17 protein-coding genes are annotated in these 21,417 nt (G+C 50.3%); 15 read left to right on the top strand and 2 right to left on the bottom strand.

Annotated elements, in window-relative coordinates:
• The first annotated feature begins 209 nt into the window (after positions 1-209).
• The 6 genes from DESPODRAFT_RS06900 to DESPODRAFT_RS06875 all read left to right on the top strand — a co-directional run bounded on the left by DESPODRAFT_RS06900 (position 210) and on the right by DESPODRAFT_RS06875 (position 8,041).
• A complete protein-coding gene (locus tag DESPODRAFT_RS06900; protein ID WP_004072398.1) occupies positions 210-2,396 on the top strand; it encodes a beta-ketoacyl-[acyl-carrier-protein] synthase family protein in 2,187 nt (728 codons plus the stop codon).
• 103 nt (positions 2,397-2,499) lie between these two features.
• Positions 2,500-3,498 carry a radical SAM protein gene (locus DESPODRAFT_RS06895; RefSeq protein ID WP_004072397.1) on the top strand — a complete coding sequence of 333 codons (999 nt, stop codon included), beginning with the start codon at positions 2,500-2,502 and terminating at the stop codon, positions 3,496-3,498.
• Complete coding sequence (locus DESPODRAFT_RS06890) at positions 3,492-3,929, top strand: acyl-CoA thioesterase (RefSeq protein ID WP_004072396.1); 438 nt, start codon at positions 3,492-3,494, stop codon at positions 3,927-3,929. Before DESPODRAFT_RS06895 ends, DESPODRAFT_RS06890 begins: the two co-directional genes overlap by 7 nt.
• A gap of 4 nt (positions 3,930-3,933) precedes the next feature.
• On the top strand, positions 3,934-7,311 hold the full coding sequence (locus DESPODRAFT_RS18585; RefSeq protein ID WP_004072395.1) for a B12-binding domain-containing radical SAM protein: 3,378 nt from the start codon (positions 3,934-3,936) through the stop codon (positions 7,309-7,311).
• Between the two features lie 50 nt (positions 7,312-7,361).
• Positions 7,362-7,625 (top strand): phosphopantetheine-binding protein, encoded by a 264-nt coding sequence (locus DESPODRAFT_RS06880; protein ID WP_004072394.1) that lies wholly within the window; start codon positions 7,362-7,364, stop codon positions 7,623-7,625.
• Positions 7,622-8,041: an ApeI family dehydratase gene (locus DESPODRAFT_RS06875; protein WP_004072393.1), complete on the top strand. Its 420-nt coding sequence runs from the start codon at positions 7,622-7,624 to the stop codon at positions 8,039-8,041. The genes DESPODRAFT_RS06880 and DESPODRAFT_RS06875 overlap by 4 nt, the downstream gene beginning before the upstream one ends.
• A 900-nt stretch (positions 8,042-8,941) precedes the next feature.
• Here the strand turns inward: DESPODRAFT_RS06875 and DESPODRAFT_RS06865 are convergent.
• Positions 8,942-9,664 carry a TIGR04255 family protein gene (locus DESPODRAFT_RS06865; RefSeq protein ID WP_004072391.1) on the bottom strand — a complete coding sequence of 241 codons (723 nt, stop codon included), beginning with the start codon at positions 9,662-9,664 and terminating at the stop codon, positions 8,942-8,944.
• A 718-nt stretch (positions 9,665-10,382) separates the two neighbouring features.
• On the opposite strand from DESPODRAFT_RS06865, the gene DESPODRAFT_RS06860 reads away from it, so the two are divergent.
• From DESPODRAFT_RS06860 to DESPODRAFT_RS06820, 9 genes are all read left to right on the top strand, one after another.
• Positions 10,383-11,210, top strand: coding sequence for a lytic transglycosylase domain-containing protein (locus tag DESPODRAFT_RS06860; RefSeq protein ID WP_004072390.1), 828 nt, complete (start codon positions 10,383-10,385; stop codon positions 11,208-11,210).
• Between the two features lie 189 nt (positions 11,211-11,399).
• Positions 11,400-11,660, top strand: coding sequence for an acyl carrier protein (locus tag DESPODRAFT_RS06855; RefSeq protein WP_004072389.1), 261 nt, complete (start codon positions 11,400-11,402; stop codon positions 11,658-11,660).
• 98 nt (positions 11,661-11,758) lie between these two features.
• The gene (locus DESPODRAFT_RS06850) at positions 11,759-12,805 is read left to right on the top strand and encodes a radical SAM protein (protein WP_004072388.1); all 1,047 of its coding nucleotides are present in this window, start codon (positions 11,759-11,761) and stop codon (positions 12,803-12,805) included.
• 1 nt (position 12,806) lies between these two features.
• Positions 12,807-13,697, top strand: coding sequence for a polyketide synthase dehydratase domain-containing protein (locus DESPODRAFT_RS06845; protein WP_004072387.1), 891 nt, complete (start codon positions 12,807-12,809; stop codon positions 13,695-13,697).
• On the top strand, positions 13,676-14,269 hold the full coding sequence (locus DESPODRAFT_RS06840; protein WP_004072386.1) for a glycerol-3-phosphate acyltransferase: 594 nt from the start codon (positions 13,676-13,678) through the stop codon (positions 14,267-14,269). The genes DESPODRAFT_RS06845 and DESPODRAFT_RS06840 overlap by 22 nt, the downstream gene beginning before the upstream one ends.
• A 6-nt stretch (positions 14,270-14,275) precedes the next feature.
• A complete protein-coding gene (locus tag DESPODRAFT_RS06835) occupies positions 14,276-14,989 on the top strand; it encodes an LPS biosynthesis glycosyltransferase (RefSeq protein ID WP_004072385.1) in 714 nt (237 codons plus the stop codon).
• The gene (locus DESPODRAFT_RS06830; protein ID WP_004072384.1) at positions 14,983-18,117 is read left to right on the top strand and encodes an MMPL family transporter; all 3,135 of its coding nucleotides are present in this window, start codon (positions 14,983-14,985) and stop codon (positions 18,115-18,117) included. The genes DESPODRAFT_RS06835 and DESPODRAFT_RS06830 overlap by 7 nt, the downstream gene beginning before the upstream one ends.
• The gene (locus DESPODRAFT_RS06825; protein ID WP_004072383.1) at positions 18,114-19,184 is read left to right on the top strand and encodes a radical SAM/SPASM domain-containing protein; all 1,071 of its coding nucleotides are present in this window, start codon (positions 18,114-18,116) and stop codon (positions 19,182-19,184) included. The genes DESPODRAFT_RS06830 and DESPODRAFT_RS06825 overlap by 4 nt, the downstream gene beginning before the upstream one ends.
• Positions 19,185-19,247: 63 nt before the next feature.
• Positions 19,248-19,451, top strand: coding sequence for a hypothetical protein (locus tag DESPODRAFT_RS06820; RefSeq protein WP_004072382.1), 204 nt, complete (start codon positions 19,248-19,250; stop codon positions 19,449-19,451).
• Between the two features lie 20 nt (positions 19,452-19,471).
• On the opposite strand, the gene DESPODRAFT_RS06815 is transcribed toward DESPODRAFT_RS06820, so the two are convergent.
• A complete protein-coding gene (locus tag DESPODRAFT_RS06815; RefSeq protein WP_004072381.1) occupies positions 19,472-21,280 on the bottom strand; it encodes a glycosyl hydrolase family 28-related protein in 1,809 nt (602 codons plus the stop codon).
• Positions 21,281-21,417 lie beyond the last annotated feature (137 nt).

Below are 21,417 nucleotides of genomic sequence, written 5' to 3'. Positions count from 1 at the left end.
AAGAGACAATATTTGTATGCTGTGAAAAATGGAAAAACACTATCGTTAAAAACACGCCTGATTTTACAATATGCTTCCATTGGTGTGCCTGAAATGATATTTCGGAACCTGCAGATCACCCTCTTGATGATAGGAGCTAACGCATGTTGTTTTTCTGCCTTAAAACCATTTTAAACAAAATATTCTTCAAAAATCCGGAGATATAAATAATGACATGCGGTGCGTACATTGCGGCAATGGGAATCATCTCCGCCTTAGGGACAGGGACTGAGAGTACCTGCCAGGCCCTTAAACAGGGTGAATCGGGACTGGCCCGCGTGGATTTTTTCCAACTCAACCGCCCGGATTTGCCCAAGGTGGGCGTGGTTCCGGGAACAATCAAACACACGCTTCCCAGAACCCACGAACTTGCCCGGATAGCTGCCGAACAGATCATGGCGCAATGCAGCCGGGTCCCGGATGCCGTTGTTTTAGGGGGCACCACCGGGGGGATGCTGACCTGTGAATCCCTGCTCAAGGAAAAAGAGACCGATCCCGAACGCTTCCGGCACCACGGACTGGGCACGGTTGCCGAAGATATCGCCGACCTGATGGGCTGTACCGGCCCTGCCATCACCGTGTCCACAGCCTGTTCTTCGGGAAATACGGCCCTGGCAATCGCCTTGGAGATGATCCGTTCGGGCCGGGCCAAAACCGTCCTGGCCGGGGGAGCGGACGCCCTGTGCCGGATGACCTGTTTTGGGTTTCAGTCCCTGCAGGTGGTTGATCCCGCCGGGGCCCGCCCCTTTGACAAAAATCGTTCCGGCATGAGCGTTGCCGAAGGTGCAGGCCTGCTGCTCCTTGTATCCCAAAGGCCTGAAAATCCGGTGGCGGAACTGTCCGGGGGCGGCCTGTCCTGTGATGCATACCACGCCTCATCCCCGCACCCCGAGGGTAACGGCGCGTTTGATGCCATGGTAAAAGCCATGGATGACGCCGGCATCACCCCCGAGCAGATAGATTATATCAGCCTTCACGGCACAGGTACCGAGGCCAATGACAGGGCGGAAGCCCTGGCCGTGAACCGGCTTTTTAACAAAAACAGACCTGCGGCATCATCGGTCAAAGGCGCCACAGGCCACCCCATGGCCGCAGCCGGAGCCATCGAAGCGGTCATCTGTGCTATGGCCGTATCCAAAGGTTTCATCCCCGGCAATACCGGATTCAGTGCGCCGGATCCTGAACTGAATTTCATTCCGGTACCCAACCCCATCCAACAGCCCGTTCACAGGGTATTGTCAAACACATTTGGATTTGGCGGGAATAATGCAGCCATTGTGATCTCAAAAGCAGAAAACCGGAGAGCCGGAACCTGCTCCCGGGATGCAACAAGGGTTCAAAAACCGACAATGGGTCCCATGTCGGTTCTGGGTTCTGCCTGTGTAACCGGTGCGGGCACCACGGCTGACAGCCTGGAGGCATTTTACAAGGGACACTCTTTGGCAGGAATGATCACGGACTCAACCCTGACAGACCTGCTCTCTTTGAAAAAAGTGCGGCGGATGAAACGATTCTCCCGCCTGATGCTGGCCCTGGCGGTCCTGGCCGGAAAAGATGCGCCCCCCGGCATATCCCCGGCATCCATTATCGGCGGAACCGGCTGGGGATCGCTGTCGGAAACCTGGGACTTTCTTTCACGGCTTTTTGCAGGCAATGAAAAGTCCTCCAGCCCCATTGATTTTGTGGGGTCGGTCCATAACGCAGCCCTGGGCCATGTGGCCATGGAACTTGGTGCAAAAGGGGCCAACATCACCACCACGGGCGGGGATACCTCCTTTGAACAGGCCCTTTGGACAGCCGGGATTCTGGGTCAAAAAGACCATGCCCCGATGATGGTCATGGGCGGCGATGAACACCATCCGGACCTGTCTTTCAAATTTGACATGTCTGTGATCCCCGGGGAGAGGGCGGCAGACGGCGGCGGCGCCCTGGTGCTGGCCCCCGGAGCGGTTCCCGGCAAAACCACCCTGACCCCCCGGCTTTTCATGAAATATGACGACCGTCTTGGGCCCAAGGATTCCCTGACAGGCCTTATCCGGGAACTGCCGGATTTTAATGACAGGTATGGTGCCGTCATGGCAGGCATCCCCCGGACCTGTGCGGCCCGGCGAAAGGACCTGGCCGAAGCCTTGACCAATGCGTTTTCATCGTCCTTGCCAATTCTGGATTACCGTAGCCTTACCGGGCAGTTTGCTACGGCCCCGGCTGTTGCAGCCGTGCTTGCCGTGGACGCGGTGGAAAACAACAGGCTGCCGAACCCGAATGTCCAGGGACAATCCATGGATCTTCAACACCGCGGCATTCTCCTTCTGGGCCTTGGCAGATATCTTACCGCTGTTGAGGTGATGCCCGGATGAAAGCGCTCTCCGGACACTATTTTAGTCTTGTTTATGGCGTATCATTTTATTATATTACTTACCTTTAAAAAAAACCAATACAGGCAAGGCAAGGAAACTGTCTATGAAAACAGTGAGTTCTCTTCTGGATCAAGAATGGTATGCACGATATAAAGCCATCTCCAAGCTCAACATAAGAAGCTCCATCTATGATGTAACCAATCGCTGTAACCTTCGCTGCAAGGGCTGTTTCTTTTTTTCCTCCGGGGAACACGAGGCGGCCGAAGAGCAGATGGATATTTCAGAATGGAAAGCCTTTATTGATCGGGAAAAAGAGCGGGGCGTAAATCTTGCGATTCTCATCGGCGGAGAACCCACCCTCTGCATGGACCGGGTCGAGGCGTTTTATAAACGCATGCCCACCTTTGTTGCCACAAACGGGCTGATCAAAGTGCCCAGGGAGCGTTTTCCGAATATGATGGTGGGCATTTCGCTGTGGGGCAGCAGTGATGACGAAAAGACATTAAGGGGAAAGGATACCTTTGCCATATCCAGCCGCCACTATGAAGGCGATCCCCATGTTTACTATCTTCTGACCATTACCCCCAAACTGGTGGGAAATATTGAGCCCATTGTCCAGAAAATTCGCAATGTAGGCGTCAAAGTTCATATGCAGCTTCTTTCCAATGACGAAGGTGTGGACGGATTCAACTGGACCAATCAAGAGCTTGCAGACGTGTGCCGGGAAATGGACGACCTACTGGACCGCTATCCGGACACGGTGGTCTCCGCAAAATACTATCACAAGATCATCACCACAGGCACCATGTTGGGCAGGTCCTTCGGGTGGGCGGAGTGCCCCTCGGTGACGCAGCCCCTGGACGACCGGAAAAACAATCCCAGACGGCTGACCAACTTTATCCGCTGGGCCTCGGATCTAAAAACCATGCACCGCTGCTGCACCTCTGAAACCCGGGACTGCAGAACCTGCAAGGACGGCGCAGCCCATATGAGCTGGGTCATGGTCAATAAACGGGCACATATGAACAGTACCCGGGATCTGCAGAACTGGATCACCGTTTATGAAATGTTCGCAAAACTGTATCAGTTCATTCCATGGTAACAAAAAACGAAAATAAAAAGCCGATATACAGACAGATCGAAACAGTACACAAAGTGCCGTTCCACGACCTGGACCCCATGCATGTGATGTGGCACGGCAATTATTATAAATACTTTGATATTGCAAGGTTCGACCTGTTTAAAGCAGGAGGCATTGACCTGTATGAATACTCCCTTACAAAACATGTCAGCTTTCCGGTAAGCCGCTCATCCATCAAGCATGTTGCCCCTTTAAAATTTCATGACGAATTTATCTGCAAAGCGTCTGTGACAGAGGCTGAATACAAAATTGCCATAAATTTTGAGATCCGGCTTAAAAATACGGGCCAGGTCTGTGCCCGGGGAAAAGGAGAACAGGTGGCTGTGCGTGTGCCTGAAATGAGGCTTCTGTACAGAATCCCCGAGGATATCACCTCATCCCTTCTGGTGTGACCTCATGCCCCCAGGCCTTTTTGAGTGTACGAACATACAAAAAATGACAAAAGCCTTTGCCATTGGGTATGAAAGAATTGTGGCCTGGGCGGATCTGCTGGATCAGGTCAATGTCTTTCCGGTCCATGATTCAGATACCGGCAAAAATCTGAAAATCAGCCTGGCACCGTTTAAGCAAATCAAGCCGGCTCATGGCGCGTGCAATGGCGCCGGCAAACCATCGCCAGGGAGCTCTTTTGACCAACGCCCTTTTGATAAATTAATTGATAACCTGTCACGGTCGGCCGTCGGCAATTCAGGCAATATTGCGGCAGCCTTTTTTTCAGGCTTTTTGGCCCATCCATTGCCCATCTCTTTTCCCAATGCCGCCAGGCAGGGCTTAAACATGGCCATGAACGCCGTGGCCGATCCCAGGCCAGGTACCATGCTGGATCTGTTTGAAAGCCAGGCCCGTTTTTTTGATGACAAGGCAAGTGACGCCCGGCTGCACGAAGCATTCTTTGACACCGACGAACTGACCGAAGTACTCAGACAGAGTGTGGCCCAAAGCGTTACCCGACTGCCCGCCCTGCAGAAAGCAGGTGTCGTGGATGCAGGAGTGTTAGGGATGTTCCTGTTCCTGGAAGGATTTTTCAAAGCCCTTGAAGAGCGGCAGGATCAATGTATCCCGGTCATGGAAAGCTTCAAGGATCATCTCTGTGTCTCTGCCGGATACACGGAACCCGCAGAACCGGCGTTTTGTGTGGATTTACAGATCCGGATGGATCAAGGTGCCGGGGCCCCGGACGCACTGATTAAAACCCTTGGTGACAGTATTGTCATGGCACAAACCGATCAATCCCTGAAAATCCATGTGCACACCCGGGACAGGGAGGCGCTTAAGCGGCGGGTGTCTGAGCTAGGGGAGATCACGGCATGGGATGATGAACCCATCACAACCCGGCCGGAAAAAGCACCGGCCCGGGCAACCCCTGACACGGTGGGCATCATCACGGATGCGGCAGGCTCCATCACCCTTGAGCGGGCCGCAGCGCTTGGCATCACGCTCATGGACAGTTTCATCGTGACAGACGGCGGCGGGTCTCCTGAAACCCTGGCAGACCCGGCCCAAATCTATGCGGACATGGCCCGGGGTAAAAGGGTCATGACGGCCCAGGCCTCGGTATTCCAGCGCCGGGAAACCTTCAGGAAGGCCTTGGAACAATATGACCGGGTGCTTTACCTGTGTGTGGGGTCTGTGTATACAGGCAATTATGAGGTTGCCGTCCAGTGGGTTGCGGACAACGACCTTTCAGAACGCATGCAGGTTGTGGATACCGGTGCGGCATCCGGCAGGCTCGGGCTGATTGCCGAAACCGTTGCCCTGGCAGCCGAAACCCTGAAGGATCCGGCGGAACTGGCAGCCCATGCGGTAAAAATTATCGGGGCTTGCGACGAACTGCTTTTCCTCAACCAGCTGAAATACCTGGCCATGGGTGGCAGGATGTCCAAAACAGGCGGTGTAGCGGGTGATCTTCTCAGCATCCGGCCCGTCATCAGCCCCAGGGCAAACGGCGCCCAAAAAGTCGCAACCGTGAGAAACAGTGACAGCCAGATCCGGTATGCCGTCAACCGGCTTCAACACGAGTTTGAAAAAACCGCTTCACCAAGGATAGTTCTGGAATATTCGGACAACAGGGCATGGGTGGAGGCCTCGGTCATGCCCCAAATACGTCAGGCCTGTCCCCGGGCGCGTCTTTCCCTTGTCCCGTTGTCTCTGACCTCAGGTGTTCACATGGGGCCGGGCACGTGGGGAATGGCATTTTTACCCGGAGAACTGGCCCCGGGGGACACAGATAGAGGCTATTGCCATGAAAATCTTTTCAATCGTCATTATCCCTTTTTCCAAGGAGAGTCTGCCATGAAAGTACTCCTGATGTCCATGCCCGATGTAGCGCCCCTGGTCATTCACCAGAATGCCGTGCACTTCCCCAACCTCGGGATTGCCAGCATCGGGGGCAACATCCATGAACGCCATGAGGTCAGAATCATTGACCTGATCCGAAAACGCCGGGCCATCCGCGCCTATCTGACGAAACAGCTGACAAGGCTTGCGCCGGATATCGTGGGGCTTTCAGCCATGTCATGGCAATGGGACACCTGCTGCCGGATTATCCGGCTGATCAAACGAATCCGCCCCACGGCCAAAATCGTGGTCGGGGGATACCATGCCACCCTGATGACCCAGGAGATCACAAAATCCCCGGAAGGCAAACTCATTGATTTCATTATCCAGGGAGAAGGAGAGACGGCTTTTAAACGGTTGGTGGAAGCCCTGGACGGCCAAGACACCTTCCAGGACATCCCCTCCCTGACCTACAGGGATGGAGACGGATTCATCACCAATCCCATGGGTGAACTGCAGGATCTTTCCAAGTTGAAACCGCCCATCCGGGACAAACGGCGGCTGACCTGGGGATACCATGTGATGAACATGAAGGCCGAGGTGCTGGAGACCTCAAGGGGATGCACCCGAACCTGCAATTTCTGCAGCATGAAGCACATGTACGGCCGCACCTTCAGAACCTATCCCATTGACAGGGTCATTGCCGACCTTGATGACATTTACTATAATAAAAAAACCCGGCTGGCCTTTATTGTGGATGACAACCTGGTCCTGGACACGGACAGGGTCATCCGGCTGTGCGATGCCATCATTCAGCAAGGATACCGGCGCCTGAAACTGGTAGTCCAGGCCGACAGCCTGACCATGGCCACCAATGAGGGCATGATTCGTAAAATGGCCCAGGCTGGGTTTAAGTCCGTATTCTTAGGGATCGAAAATGTCTCAAAAGCAAACCTTGCCGTGGCAGGCAAGGGAAACATTGTGGAATATTCAAGAAAAGCCGTGGCATTGTGCCAGAAACACGGCCTGATGGTCATCGGCGGCCTGATATTCGGATTCCCCGATGATGACGAGACCGCCATCATTGAAAATTACCGTTTTTTAAAAGAGATTAATGCCGATGCCGCCTATTGCCAGATCCTGACCCCCTATCCCAAAACAGGCATGAGGGAACAGCTCATGGACCAGGGCCTTGTGACCAATGCCCTGGATTTGAAAAAATACAACGGCCTGTGGGCCAATGTCAAAACCCGTCACCTGAGTGCCGACAAACTGCAATACCTGTTCTGGTATCACCGCCAGACCGTTCTGGGATGGTGGGACCCGTCGGCCAGGGCCAAGGGGACCGGCAAATTATGGACCGGCATCTGGACATACATGTTCAAACCATTACTGCAACAGCAGCATGCCAGGGTCCTTAAAAAAAAGGGGTGGGAGGGCATTTATAAAGATGTGTTAAAAGAACAGGAAGAGATGAACACCTTTGAAGGCCTTTAATCTACACACTAAATAATAAAACCCATAATGCTTATTGTATTGGATGGAATATGGAAAAGCTGATTTCAGAACTCAAGCACAAAATTGTCGACACACTGGGACTGATGGATGTAACACCCGAAGATATCAATGAACAGGACCAGCTGATTGGCGGTCCTTTGGGACTAGATTCCATTGATGTCCTGGAGATGGTCATGATGCTGGAAAACGATTACGGGGTGGTCATTGACAACAAGGAGCTTGGAGAAACCGTATTTGCCACCCTTGATACCCTGGCCCGGTATGTTAACGAACATGGTAACTCAAGGTCATGACCCCATCCGTAGAGATGGCGGATCGAAGTGGACCCGGATATGAGGTCAGTAAGATCAGCATGACAGAAGCGTCAATCATCACAGCCCGGACGATCTTTGCCCCCGAGTCGCCTTGGTTTGACGGGCATTTCCCGGACAACCCCATTGTCCCGGGCATTGCCCAGATGAGCATGATTTTTGACCTGATGCAGCGGACCATGGGACCCGGAGTGAAACTTGAAGGGTTCAAGCGGGTCAGATTCAAGCAATTGATCAGACCGAACACCCCCATTTCAGTTTTGATAAAGCCGGCGAAAAAAACTCCGAATCGTTTTGAATATCAGCTTACGGCGGACCAGAAGGTTGTCTGTACTGGATTTATTGATATCCGTATTGGCCAGACAGTCAGGCCTCCGGAACAGGGCAATCGCATGTAACGTTCCTGCAGTTTCATATCAATGTCGAACGGCTCATGCGGAAGATACAGTATAAACTATAATCCTTCTCTTTAAATAGTAAGAAGCTACACCTACATATTGTGGATGAGCCTAAAACCCTGGATTTAAGTATTTATAAACATGTTGTGTATAGGACCTGCCTTTACTTTTTAAAGGCTTGATGATCAAAACTATTAATAATAGTCCGGGGTTCTAAATGCCATGTTGGGGATATTTCGATACTGATGTAGTCCACTGATGAATAAGATGTATTGCTAATCATGGCGACCATCATCTCGAGCAATATATCGAACAAGACAGGAATGGAGCAAAAGCCAAGTTTTAAAATTTAGCCTTGCCAACACTTCAGAATGGTTCATTAAACACTGTCTTTCTATAGAGTTTATTATTGTTAAATCAATATAAAAATCGTTTTTTTCATCATTCCATCTTGGAATAAACACTCTCTTAAAAAGTTTATACTTTTTTAAATTATCAAGAATACTCTCTGGAGTCTCTTGCGGAACTGGGATGAGGGGAGAAATATGAGTGAGTTGTGGTATCGGCGAGTCTTCATTGATAGGTAAACTTCTTGACAGATCACAAGTATTCCCTAATACTACCCAATAGCTATATTCACCCTCAATAAGGGAATATATTCTACCTTAATATCGGACCATGTATTCACATTGTCATAGTAACGACTATTAAACGTATATCCATCACTTCCATCTTTATTCATAGCAAAGTTACCCAATAACGGGTACGAAACAAGAGGAACACTCGTATTTAACAAAAGAGCGCCACAGATCACCATCGTTTTTGTTGTTTTTTTAAGGGAGTATTGGTATTGTCCCTGACCCTGCAATAAATCCTCGTACAATTCTGTATTATACATTTTTAATACTCCGGATTAAGTGTCTTTAGAAACTCAGGGTGAAGCAAATTGAAAAATACTGACAATGAAACTTCATGTTGTTTATCCAGTAATGAAATTAGGTCGCTAAAAGAAATATCCTGTTTTGGTTCGAAGAAAGTATCTGTATCTATGATAGATCCAACACGGCGATTATCACCTGAGATAACAGTTGAGTTGTTTTGAATGTTTACTCTAGTAACTAATTCTTCTTGTTCAAAAATAGTACTAACAGTAATCTGCTTTGCATTAAGAGGGGCATCATTAAGACTAATTGAAAGCGTAATTTTTTTTTCAAAAATATCAGCCTCAAAAAAGTCGATATATCTAATTCCAATCCGAGTGAATCTTTTTACAATTCCGGATTTTTCTAATTGTTTAATAATACTTTGTAGAAATGGATAAAAATTATCTTTCCAACCGACATAATTTCCTGGGTTCCCCAAGGATATCACATTGGGGCCAACATTTAATCGATATCCATTTGAAATAGATTGATAACATGGCGCAAATTTTAATTGTGGGTCTTTCTGCCTTAGCACCCCTGGAATATCAGCTATTGGTAATTTGTTGAAATTTGGAAAATCGTTTCGAACAACGCTAAACAGCATGCCTAAAATGGCATCAGGTGGGATTTCACTTTCAAAACGAAATTCTACAACAGCATCAATTATTGGATCTGGTGTTATTTTAGTCGGTCTTGGCATCGGTCTTGCCTTTACCTTATTTACAATTATTTATACTTAACACTAAAAAAATTTCCAAAATCAATTGGAACACTTTTAATATTCGTTGTTATTGGTCGACTATAGTTAAGATCACATAACCTAATCTTCCTACAACAAAAACATTAACCATTCTATTTTAGAATGTAAACCTAAAAGAAAAACAGAAACCAAGCAACTTAATTGGAGATTAAACATCCCCGGCAGGGAAACTCAAGATTAAATTTTAGGCCTGGTTCAAAACAAGGTTGCAGATATTAGGCAGACATAACTCTCTTAAAAATCATTTTAATATGCAAATTAAGTAGGTTACATTTTATGGCAAGTTAAAGTGTTACCAAAAACTGTTACCTTGTCTCCTGGAGAATTGAACCAGGCCAAATTTTATATATTATACTCCTGCCTCTGTTTGAATCCCCCCAAAGGCGAGCATTCTGTCTATCTGCCGGGTGCGTAAAAGTTCTGACACATAAATTTTCTTCAAATTGAATCCGGCTGAATGATCAGGCTGAAGATATCCTGCCACCGTTGCCTGTGTTCAGCTATAGCCGTCACCGGCTAATCCCCCTGCCTGGATAAAAGGCATGCTTCTTGCTTTTCTCCGAGAGGTAACTGGTTTGAAAGAGGCCCGGCCTTCAGTAATGAATCCGTCCGCCGGCCGTTCTCAAGCAAGCCGGAACAATTTACAGGTTAAGAAATCATGACGATCCAATTTGACACGACATTTGACGCTTCAATGGGCTCGCCCCGGTTAAACCCGGTTTCCAGAGAAGCATGGAGAACGGGGCTGCAAAACAATAAGGGCCCCGGGTCAGCATCTTTTTCAAATCTTCTCAAACAGGTGACACCCCCCGCCCAGGCAGCAGAACAAGACCCGGCGGCAGATTCTCTAAACGCCAGGCTCTCCCTGGTTTTGTCCCGGCATATGATGATGCAGATAAATGAAAGCCTTCTGGGAATACTGACCGAAAACGGGGATGATCAGCCGATTTGTGCCCCTTTCATGGACGGGCTTGAGCAGATGCTTTCCAACCGGACGGCCGGTCGGAAAATGATGTCAGAAATCCGACAGGCACCGTCAAAAAACCGCTTTCAGGAAATTGAAGCCAATGGAACTGTTACCGCAACAACCGAAGAGGCCAAACGGACTGACAGCCTTGACATTGAAGCAATCATTGAGAAAGCCGCCACAACCTTTGGGGTGAATTCAGGCCTCATCAAGGCGGTTATCCAAGCGGAAAGCAGCTTTAATCCCGATGCTGTTTCTCCCAAAGGGGCCATGGGGCTGATGCAGCTGATGCCGGATACCGCAAGGGAACTCGGGGTAAAAGACCCTCTGAATCCCACTGAGAATGTAATGGGCGGCACACGGTACCTGAAGCAGTTGCTGGACCGGTATGAAGGAAGCGTCCCCCTTGCCCTGGCCGCCTACAACTGGGGGATGGGGAACCTGGACTCCCGGCCAAGCCAGATGCCGAGGGAGACTAAAAATTATGTCGCAAAAATAACAGGCATGACCCTGACCTGAAAAACAGCCATATCCCTGCCATTGCGTTTTGTTAATCCTGGGTTGGGGGAATCGTAAAGGATATAAAATCAAGTGGGGTGAGGTATTTTTTACATGCGATGACCCTTGACCCATGAATCCTGAAATGGATATCTTGTCAGGAATATGTTAAGAAGCTTTAAAATTATATAAATGGAGAAAACTCTAAAAATGAACAAAGTAAGAACCATTGATGATGTCATTATCAATGTGACCCGGATTATCATTGATGAACTCATGATTGAGGATGTGACGCCCGAAACCTTTGATCCTGAAATGGACCTTGTGGATGAAGTCGGCATTGACAGTATGGATCTTGCCACCGTGGCCCTGGTGATCCAGGATGAATACGGTATCCGCATTGACGAGGATGACTACCCCAAACTGACAAACGTCCGGCTCATTGCCGAATACATCAACAACAAATTATAACTGCCATGGGCTGACTTGGTCTATCAACACCCAGGCTCAACCCACAACAAGAGATAAAGTTAAGTTAAGTTAAGTTAACAAATATATAAAAACCCTCTATGCAAACATATTGGAAATTCTCAGATATTCTGTCCGATCCGGTGATTCGCAGCCGATGGCAGCGGGTAAAAAAGTACTTTTTCCTAAGGGAATCCACCTATGACATGACCAACCGCTGCAATATCCGGTGTGAAGGCTGTTATTTTTATGAAGGCGACAAACAGTTTGTCACCGGGAATAACGATCCTGACGCATGGCAGGAACTGATGGTCAGAGAAAAGGAACGGGGAATCACCTTTGTTGTGCTGGCAGGGGCTGAGCCCGCCCTGGTTCCCGAACTTTTGCAGACCTGTTACCGGGAAATTCCTTTGGGCGCCATCGCATCCAATGGGTTAAAATTCATACCGGAGGGTGTGGGCTACAGGATCCACATCTCCGTGTGGGGCAATGACCGGACAAGCCAGGCCGTTCGCAGGGCTGATCACATGCTTGAAAAACAGATCAAAAACTACAAAGACGATCCCAGGGCCGTATTTGTCTACACCTTTACCAGCAGCAACATTGATGAGATACGGGATGTGGCCCCCATCCTTGCGGAAAACGGCTGCCGCTTCACCTTTAATATGTTTTCCGCGCCGGTGGGATATGATGGAGACCTGCGGCACAACCGGCAGACACTGGCAAAAACCAGGGAGATCATGATTGAGATGCTTGAAACCTATCCTGAGCATCTGCTCTTCTCCCACTATAACATCCTTGTTCATACCCATGAGATGGCCCTGCACGATCTTTTTCAATGTTCTTATCCGAGAATGAATCCGCATGAAGATGTGGGCCTGGGTAAAACATTCAGACAATACAGGGCAGATCTGACCTGGGACAGAAGCGCGGCATGCTGTGTGCCGGATACCGATTGTGCGGACTGCCGCCACTACGCGGCCGGCAGTGCAGTTGTCACGGCAAGACTTTTCAGACACGCGATTGATCCTGAAACCTTCAAGGCCTGGCTGGATTATGTGGATACCTATCTGGCCGTATGGGTGATGGGGTATGAAAAAGGGGAAAACCTGAGCCTGAAATTTGTAGACCCGCCAAGCAGAACCTGAGATGGACAGCTCCTTTACCCAGGTTCCGTTAACCATAGCCGTTTATCCCCACTTCATGGACCATTGTTTTGCAGGCAAGGTGGTTTTTCCGGCTGTGGAGGCGTTAAAGATCCTGGCCGGATTAATCGGGGAACGCGATTTTTTCACTTCCGCCTTTGCCCCGGGGCATATGGCGGATGCACGCTTCAATAAATTTCTTGTGCTTGAACCCGGCCAGGAGACCATTGACGCGCTGTGCAATATCCGCCCCATCGACGATACGCGGATTTCGCTATCCCTGGCCACCCGGTTTTCCTCAAAAAACGGTGCCATGACAAGAATCCGGGAGCATTGCACGGCTACCTTCTACGCCAAAACAGAACCTGTCCCAAACCTCTCCCCAGTCCATGCCCATGAATGTGAAGAGCCCGTGTTTAAGGTGGCAACCGATTCCATATACAGTGAACTGGTTCCGTTCGGGCCGGCCTTTCACTCCATTAAGGATGAATTGCGGCTTGCCCGGTCAGGCGCGTATGCAACACTGAAAGCGATGCCCGATGATCCGGATGATCCATTTAAAACCATGCTGGGATCAGGATTTCCCCTGGATGGAGCCTTCCATGCCGGCTGTGTCTGGAGTCAGCGGTTTTTCGGCGTTGTGGCCTTTCCGGTGGGGTTTGATAAACGGATCATTTACAAACCCACGGTTGAACATCAGGATTATACTGCCCGGGTCATCCCCCAATATCAAACCCACGGGACCCTGGGGTTTGACATATGGATTACCGACAAGCAGGGCGATCTGTGTGAAACCGTATCCGGGGCAATGATGAGAGATGTCAGCGGCGGAACCATCACCCCTCCGGCATGGATCAGGGAGGGCATCCACTCATGTTCATACTTTTCTGCCTGATTGCCTATGCCGCAGGCTCATTGAATGCTTCCATCCTTGTGCTGCAGGTGAAAACAAAAAAAGATCCCCGGACCCTGTTCAGCAAAAACGCCGGGACCACCAATGTTTACAGAATCTTGGGGGTGAAATGGGCCGGATTTGTTCTCATGGCCGATGTGGGAAAGGCGTTTCTGATTTCAGCGGTTGCCTCCCGGTTTCTGTCTGTGCCCGCAACCCTCTGGATGGGATTTTTTCTGCTCCTTGGGAACCGCTTCCCCTGTTTCCACGGATTTAAAGGGGGAAAAGGCGTTGCCCATTTCATTGGTTTGTCCCTGTTTCTCACCCCTTTATTTACACTGCTTTCCCTTGCCGGCTGGTGTGCAGGATATCTTTTTTTTCGGCTGCCTTTTGCCGGTTCCATGGTGCTTGTGGCCATTATCGGCATGGGCCTTGCCAGGATATCCGGAACCGATTTTTCGGGAATCGCTGCGATGATTGTATGTATGGGGTTTATCGTTCTAAATCACCGAAATAACTTGCTGGCCCTTGTATCCGGGAATCATTGCATGAACGTTTCAAAAAAGAGCCAATGACACGCCATGACACCTGAAACAGAAACCCCCTGGGCCTTTTTTGACAGGCTGTACTGCATCTCGCTTCGGGATCGTACTGACCGCCGGGAACGGATCAGGCTTGAATTTTCACGCATGGGCATTCTGAAGCGTGTGGAATTTGTCCTGGTGGAGAAAGATCACAATGATACCTGCCGGGGCATCTTTGCGTCCCATCTTCTATGCATGGAAAAAGCCATTGATGCCGGGGCACAACAATGGGTCGTATTTGAGGATGACGTGGTAATTCACCGGTATACCCCCAAGATTTTAAGCGCAGCCGTTACACATCTGTCAACCTGCGGCACCTGGAGCCTGTTTTTTTTCGGATGTCTGATCAGGGGCAGTTCAAAAACCGGTAATCCAGGGGTAAAAAAAATCAGGTATCAGGCATTGACCCATGCCTATGCCGTCAGCCGCGCCTTTGGCAAAAAGATCGCAAGACAGCCCTGGCGCGGGATACCCTATGACGTGATGCTCAAAAACCTTTGTGACGACTATTTGGGAATAACGCCTTTTTTTGCCTTCCAGAGCAATGCAGAAACAGACAATGATGCCTGCCGCGGCCTGGACAGGTTCCGGCGTTGTTTTGGCGGCCTTGGATTTATCCAGCTGATGAACGAATTTTTTTATGCCCACCGCCTGATGATCATTGTCGTTCATTTAGCAGTTCTCGCAGGTCTTGTGGTGTGCCTATGGTAAATTCAAAAAAAGGCGACAAACAGCTGAACATAGCTCTATTGATCATCACGATCCTTGCCGCGGCCTTCATGCTCTTTGTCAGTTTCCAAAGGCTTTATGTGGAAACGGATATCACGGCATCGCTTCCGACACACAACCGGGTGATCCATGACGCCCTTGATTTTTTTGACCACCATCCCCTCCAGGACCAGGTCATTATCAGTGCAAGCCTTGGCACCCGTGATCCGGAACGGCTGGTCAAACTTGCCGCCATGGTGGAAGAACAACTTTGGGCCTCCGGACTGTTCAGCCGTGTGGGAATGGATCACTACCAGCAGATCATGCCCGAACTGATCACCCAGGTGGTAAAAACCCTGCCCTTTCAATTCACCCGCACCCAGCTTGAAAACCGGATCCGTCCCCTGCTCTCGCCTGACGCCGTCCGGGAGACGCTCTCCCAAACCCATGACCGCCTCTTAAGCCTTGAGGAAGTGGGCACATCCGAATTCATAGCCCTTGACCCCCTCGGGTTGAAAAACATTGTGCTGGCAAGGCTGAAATCCCTGGCACCGGTTGATAAATTCAACTTTTACCAAGGCAAACTTTTGTCACCGGATTCACGGCATTGCCTGATCATAGCCACCCCCAAAGGCTCGGGCACGGACTCAAAATTTGCCACCCGGACCATGGATCTGATCCATGCCGTCCAGACCCTTGCCCAAACAGCGTTTTCCCGGCCGGATGAGCATGCCGTACTCACCTCGGTAGGGGCATTCAGGGCCGCCTATGACAATGAAAAAATAATCAAACATGATGTCCAAAACGCCATCCTCATTGCCACGGCAGCCATCACCCTTCTGCTGTTTCTGGCCTTTCCCCGGCCATGGATCGGGCTTTTGGCCCTGGTTCCGGCCATGTTCGGCACCATTGCGGGCCTTTTTACCTATTCCCTGTTATATGACAGCATCTCCCTGATCGTTCTGGGATTTGGCGGGGCCATCATCTCCATCACCATAGACCACGGCATTACCTACCTGCTGTTTCTGGACCAGCCCCAAAAAACATTTGGCAGACAGGCATCCACGGAAGTGCGGGCCGTGGGTCTGATCGCCACCCTGACCACGGTATGCGCCTTTCTCTCCCTGGGGATGAGCGATTTTAAAATTCTTGAAGAACTCGGGAAGTTTACCGCCCTTGGCATGGGATTCTCCTTTGTCTTTATTCATTCCCTGTTCCCAAGGATCGTGCCCATGCTTCGGCCGGCAAAAGCCCGGAGGCTCCCCCTGAAAGGGCTGGTCAATACCCTGATTCTTCCCGGCAACCGTGGTGCCTGGTTTGCCCTGGCGCTGACACTGGTCCTGGTGTGGTTTGCCTGGCCGGTCTTTCATGTGGATCTGTCCGCCATGAGTACGGTGAGCCGGGAAACCAGGGATGCGGATACAGCATTCTATGAGACCTGGGGCAAAGGATTTACAGGCAAGTCCCATCTCATGCTGACTGCCGATTCTGTCAAAAAGCTTCAGGATTTAAGCGACCGGCTGTCAGACAGGGTCTCTGCCGTTCAGACCCAAGGTGTTCCGGCCTCGGGCACAATACTTTCAATGATCTTCCCGGGGGAGGCAAAAAAAAAGGAGAACTATCAGGCCTGGGTACAGTTCTGGGGTGATGAACGGGTCACGGCCCTCAAACAGACCCTGATCCGGGAGGCAGACCGGCTCGGTTTTACCCGGGATGCCTTTGACCCGTTTTTAGGCCTGCTTGCCCCGGCCAACCCTCCGGACGGACCCGTGGCAATTCCCCAGGCCCTTTATTCCATGATGGGCATCTCCCAACCCAGAGACAACCGCGGTCACTGGATCTGGACCACAAGCCTTATGCGCAACCCGGATGTGGATGAAAAAAGTTTCTATGACGCCTTCAGCAGCATTGCCACCGTGTTTGAGCCCCAGCTTTTTTCCGACACATTAGGTGCCATTTTGTACACCACCTTTACCAAAATGTTCTTCATCATTGCAGGGGCGGTCCTGATCCTGCTTTTTATCTTTTTTCTAGACATCAGACTCACCATCATCACCATGCTGCCGGTCTTTTTTGCCTTTATCTGCACCCTCGGCACCATGAAACTGTTAGGACACAACCTTGATATTCCCGCGCTGATGCTCTCCATTATCGTATTCGGCATCGGCATTGACTTTTCCCTTTTTTTTGTGCGCGCCTACCAGCGATACCGTGACGAATCCCATCCCTCGGTCGAACTGATACGCCTGGCCGTATTCATGGCAGGCGTTTCCACCATGATCGGATTCGGAGTGATGTGTATGGCAACCCATTCGCTTTTGCAAAGTGCCGGCCTTGCCTCCCTTCTGGGCATCGGCTTTTGCCTTGGGGGCGCTTTTTTGATTCTGCCGCCCCTGCTGCGCCGCTATTTTATTTTACAAACCGCAGAATCGCCCCGGGGCAAAGGTTCATTGCCGGAACCCCAGGAAGATCAAAACCAGGAAACGGGCACACCGGCCCCATCCCGGATTCTTGCCAGGTACCGCACGGCCGAGGCATATCCCAGAATGTTCGCCCGCTTTAAACTGCAACTGGACCCCATGTTCAGAGAGCTGCCCGGGATTTTGGCAGGCAGGGACAATGTTTTGCGGATCATGGATATCGGCACAGGGCTCGGGGTGCCGGCCTGCTTTCTTCTTGAACGATTTCCCCATGCCCGTATATTCGGCCTGGAGCCGGATCCCGAAAGCCAACGCATCAGTGCCATGGCTGTATCAGACCGGGGAAGTGTTGCGCTGGGCAGTGCCCCGGATCTTCCCACTGTCTCAGAACCGATCCACATGGCCCTGATGCTGGACATGTCCCATTTTTTAACACCAGATGAATTCAGGTTGACCTTAAAAAGAATCAGGGCAACGATGGCTCCCGAGGGTGTCCTGATTATCAGGGCCATCATCCCACCGGCCGGAAAGCCAACACGGATCTGGATCATTGAAGCGCTGAAACTGAAATTAAAAGGGGTGGTTCCCCATTACCTGTCTGTGCAAGCCATCACAGATCTTATCAACGAAGCGGATTTCAGGATGGAACATACCCAAATATCCGGTAACAATCCGGAAACCGTCTGGTTTGTCGCAAAGGTCTCCCCATGAGTATCTGTACCAGTCACAATATTGGTTGTGCGGGAAACTTTGAATTTTCCAAACAAAAAATTGATCACGCAGTATCCGGCAATCGGCTTCTCTCCATGGAGATTGAGTTAAGCCTGCGGTGCAATTTTCGCTGCAGCTACTGCTATGTGCCCCATGACGCATATTTTGATAATGAACTCAGTCTGGACGAAATATTTGAAGTCATTATCCAGGCCAAAGCACTTGGGGCCGGGAAAATTATTCTGTTGGGCGGAGAGCCCAGCATCTACCCCCATATCCGGCAGGTCATTGAATTTTTAAAAAGCCATCATCTTGAAACAGAGATCTTTACCAACGGTACCGGCATTACCCCTGATTTTTCCCGGGAACTTCGCGCAGCCGGGGTAAGGGTGGTCCTGAAAATGAACTCCTTTGATGAGGCCAGACAGGATGCCCTTGCAGGTAAAAAAGGGGCGTTTCATATTATCCACAATGCCCTTGGCAACCTTAAAGCCGCAGGCTATCCCGCCAAAGATGCGTTCCTGGCCTTGAGCACCATTATCTGCCGCCAGAACCGGGATGAACTGATTAACTTGTGGACCTGGATCAGGGACAACAACATGGCGCCCTATTTTGAAATCATTACCCCCCAGGGCCAGGCAAAAAACAATACCTCCCTTGAACTTTCTCCCCTGGAACTCAAAGTGGTGTTCGAGGAAATATGTGCCGTTGACCGGGAGCGCTACGGCATTGAATGGGACCCCCAGCCGCCGCTCATGGGCAACCAGTGTATGCGGCACCAGTTTTCCTGCACCGTCACCTCCATCGGCAATGTCCAACCCTGTGTGGGGATTACAAAATCCATAGGCAACATACGGGAAACCCGCCTTAAGGATATTCTGGACCATTCCCGCGAACTTCGCCTGCTGAAAAATCACCGGCAAACCATCAAAGGATACTGCCGCACCTGTGAAAAAAATGACATCTGTTACGGGTGCCGGGGCGCAGCCTTCCAGCTCACAGGAGATTTTCTGGCGTCGGATCCCCTGTGCTGGCGAAACCCGGATAACCTTAAACCCCAAAATTAATTATTGCACTTTTCAAAAGCGAGACGGGTAAACATTTTGATCCATTTTTAACGGATCTGTTTCTTGATAATCTGGATAATTTTTTTTGAAAAAGCGATAGATCGCCCCAAGCTCATTGCTGAGAATGAGGCATACCAGAAAGATCTGGAAAAACAGACTGTCAAGCTTCAGCACGAGATAGAAGAAAGAAAACGGACTGAGAAACAACTTGTACAGGCAGAAAAAATGGCATTTCCTGGCGGATATATAGTTCAGGCTGTTAAATAGAGGTGGGTAGGTTGATCCTTCTACTGTGCTTCTTTTCTTTGCCGCTCGTACAGGGAAGGAATGGCGATATCCGGATGATTCAATCCTTCCACGGTCATCCACCGGGTGTGACCGTCTTCGGTTGATCCGGCCAGGGTGACGCAGCGATTGCCCCTCCTGTGGATACCAATGTAGAATGCCTGGGGATAGTGTTCATGCATGGTGGCAGGCGTTTTGGATGAGGTGTTCACAAAATCATAGGTTTGCACGAAGGAATCTTTTGCATAGTCGCCGTAGCCGGTGATCTTTGCAGGTGCCTCGATATTCCAGAAAACGTTTCTTACACCGGCATGGGGCATCACGCTCAAATCTCCACCCGGACAGACATAGAACCCCTTCATTTTTTCAAAGAGATTTTCAAAAGGAAAAATGCCGTGAAAATCCATGGCCGTGTCCGTGCCTGAATATGAATTTCTGCCTTCATAATGTGCCGTGCATTCTGTGATAACGTTTCCTGATGCCGTCATTGTAAGCGTCACCGGATGAACCAACCGGGCATGGAAGTGAACGTTTCTGACCAGGTTGTCGTTTCCCCATCCGATGGTGACACCGGCATGTCCTTCCTGTCCTGTAAATGTAAGGTCCTTCAGGGTCCACTGGGCAGATTGGCTGAGGATAATTCCCTGGGTCATGTCGGCAAAGGTCACATCTTGTACCCATCCGTTCACTGCGCTGCTGATCCAGATGCCACCCCAGAGATAATCCTGCTCCTTGGCGGTACGGATAATCTTTCCATCCGTATCCTTGAACGGTTTGTGGTGCCGGTAGCCGCCGGACCACGCACTTTCGATGCGCAGGTGTTCGATGCCGATCTCGTGAATGCCGTTAAAAGAGAAAATTTCAGGGGTATAGCGTAAGGGCTGATCAAACCTTGCCGGACGGGTTAGACGGATGGTATGGGCATCGAGAATCTTTTCAATGCCGGCAATCCAGGAAAGTTTCTGAACCGAAGCCCCAAACGTATCGTTCTGGACAGAACTGAGCGCAAAAGGTGTGGTCAGTTGCACAGGGATATCCGCTTTATGTGGTGCCGGATGTGCGGGGTCGATGAGAGGATCGTTGCATACGACAGTCACCACCTGTCCTTCAAAAAATTTTCCGGTATCGGTAACCCGAATATCTCTTTGTCCCCGGACCACGTCTTGTGTAAACGCGGCCAGTTCGTTACCCTCCTCAGGGCCTATAACTGCTACAGCCGTATGAGACCGGGCTTCTATTTCGGCTGAAACGGTTCCCAGACGGCGGACCCGCCCATCTTCTCCCGGCGCACCCATGAAAAGGATGGTGCCGGTTTTACCGGAGCCCTGGCCCCGCAAAACGATACGGTCAGAACGAATTTGAAGATAGGGAGACGTTTTTGTCTGATGAATGTCGTATCGGCCTTTGGGCAGAAATACAACACCGCCCCCGGCTGCTGCCGCAGCATCAATGGCCGCCTGGATCGCCAACGTGTCTTCCTTGCCGTCATCGGGAACAGCGCCGAATCGCACATGGGTGACATTGAAGAGCGGTTTTTTTATTTCGGGTATTGTTTTTTCCGCCATACCATACCCGGCTCTTGAAAAATCGGGCAGGCGGGTACCTGTGGGGCCGTTCCTGACAAAATCCGTCCATACGGAAGGGGTCCACGTTTTTGCTGTTTTATCTACACAAGCCGACCCTTCTTTTTCTCCGGATATTCGTTTTTCCACCCCGGCCTGATAGCATCCGACCGATAAAAAATAAGGCAGAATAAAAATGATCATGACTTTTGAAATCATTGCATGATTCAAATTTTTCAGAATTTGCATCAAGAGGCTCGCCTTTTCAGGTAGATATCTGTTATACGGGTCATCCGTGTTGACGTGTCATCATATGAACCAAAGCAAATTATATCGGTATATTGATGTGGTTGTCAATTTTACAATTGACGCAGACGATGTGACTC

The organism is Desulfobacter postgatei 2ac9 (assembly GCF_000233695.2).
Lineage (GTDB): Bacteria > Desulfobacterota > Desulfobacteria > Desulfobacterales > Desulfobacteraceae > Desulfobacter > Desulfobacter postgatei.
The sequence above is the reverse complement of the archived record's forward strand: the minus strand, read 5'-3'. Positions and strand labels throughout refer to the sequence as shown.

Bases quoted from the DNA above. Each gene is read 5' to 3' on its own strand.
- DESPODRAFT_RS06900 (WP_004072398.1), top strand. From the start codon at position 210: ATGACATGCGGTGCGTACATTGCGGCAATGGGAATCATCTCCGCCTTA.
- DESPODRAFT_RS06895 (WP_004072397.1), top strand. From the start codon at position 2,500: ATGAAAACAGTGAGTTCTCTTCTGGATCAAGAATGGTATGCACGATAT.
- DESPODRAFT_RS06890 (WP_004072396.1), top strand. From the start codon at position 3,492: ATGGTAACAAAAAACGAAAATAAAAAGCCGATATACAGACAGATCGAA.
- DESPODRAFT_RS18585 (WP_004072395.1), top strand. From the start codon at position 3,934: ATGCCCCCAGGCCTTTTTGAGTGTACGAACATACAAAAAATGACAAAA.
- DESPODRAFT_RS06880 (WP_004072394.1), top strand. From the start codon at position 7,362: ATGGAAAAGCTGATTTCAGAACTCAAGCACAAAATTGTCGACACACTG.
- DESPODRAFT_RS06875 (WP_004072393.1), top strand. From the start codon at position 7,622: ATGACCCCATCCGTAGAGATGGCGGATCGAAGTGGACCCGGATATGAG.
- DESPODRAFT_RS06865 (WP_004072391.1), bottom strand. From the start codon at position 9,664: ATGCCAAGACCGACTAAAATAACACCAGATCCAATAATTGATGCTGTT.
- DESPODRAFT_RS06860 (WP_004072390.1), top strand. From the start codon at position 10,383: ATGACGATCCAATTTGACACGACATTTGACGCTTCAATGGGCTCGCCC.
- DESPODRAFT_RS06855 (WP_004072389.1), top strand. From the start codon at position 11,400: ATGAACAAAGTAAGAACCATTGATGATGTCATTATCAATGTGACCCGG.
- DESPODRAFT_RS06850 (WP_004072388.1), top strand. From the start codon at position 11,759: ATGCAAACATATTGGAAATTCTCAGATATTCTGTCCGATCCGGTGATT.
- DESPODRAFT_RS06845 (WP_004072387.1), top strand. From the start codon at position 12,807: ATGGACAGCTCCTTTACCCAGGTTCCGTTAACCATAGCCGTTTATCCC.
- DESPODRAFT_RS06840 (WP_004072386.1), top strand. From the start codon at position 13,676: ATGTTCATACTTTTCTGCCTGATTGCCTATGCCGCAGGCTCATTGAAT.
- DESPODRAFT_RS06835 (WP_004072385.1), top strand. From the start codon at position 14,276: ATGACACCTGAAACAGAAACCCCCTGGGCCTTTTTTGACAGGCTGTAC.
- DESPODRAFT_RS06830 (WP_004072384.1), top strand. From the start codon at position 14,983: ATGGTAAATTCAAAAAAAGGCGACAAACAGCTGAACATAGCTCTATTG.
- DESPODRAFT_RS06825 (WP_004072383.1), top strand. From the start codon at position 18,114: ATGAGTATCTGTACCAGTCACAATATTGGTTGTGCGGGAAACTTTGAA.
- DESPODRAFT_RS06815 (WP_004072381.1), bottom strand. From the start codon at position 21,280: ATGCAAATTCTGAAAAATTTGAATCATGCAATGATTTCAAAAGTCATG.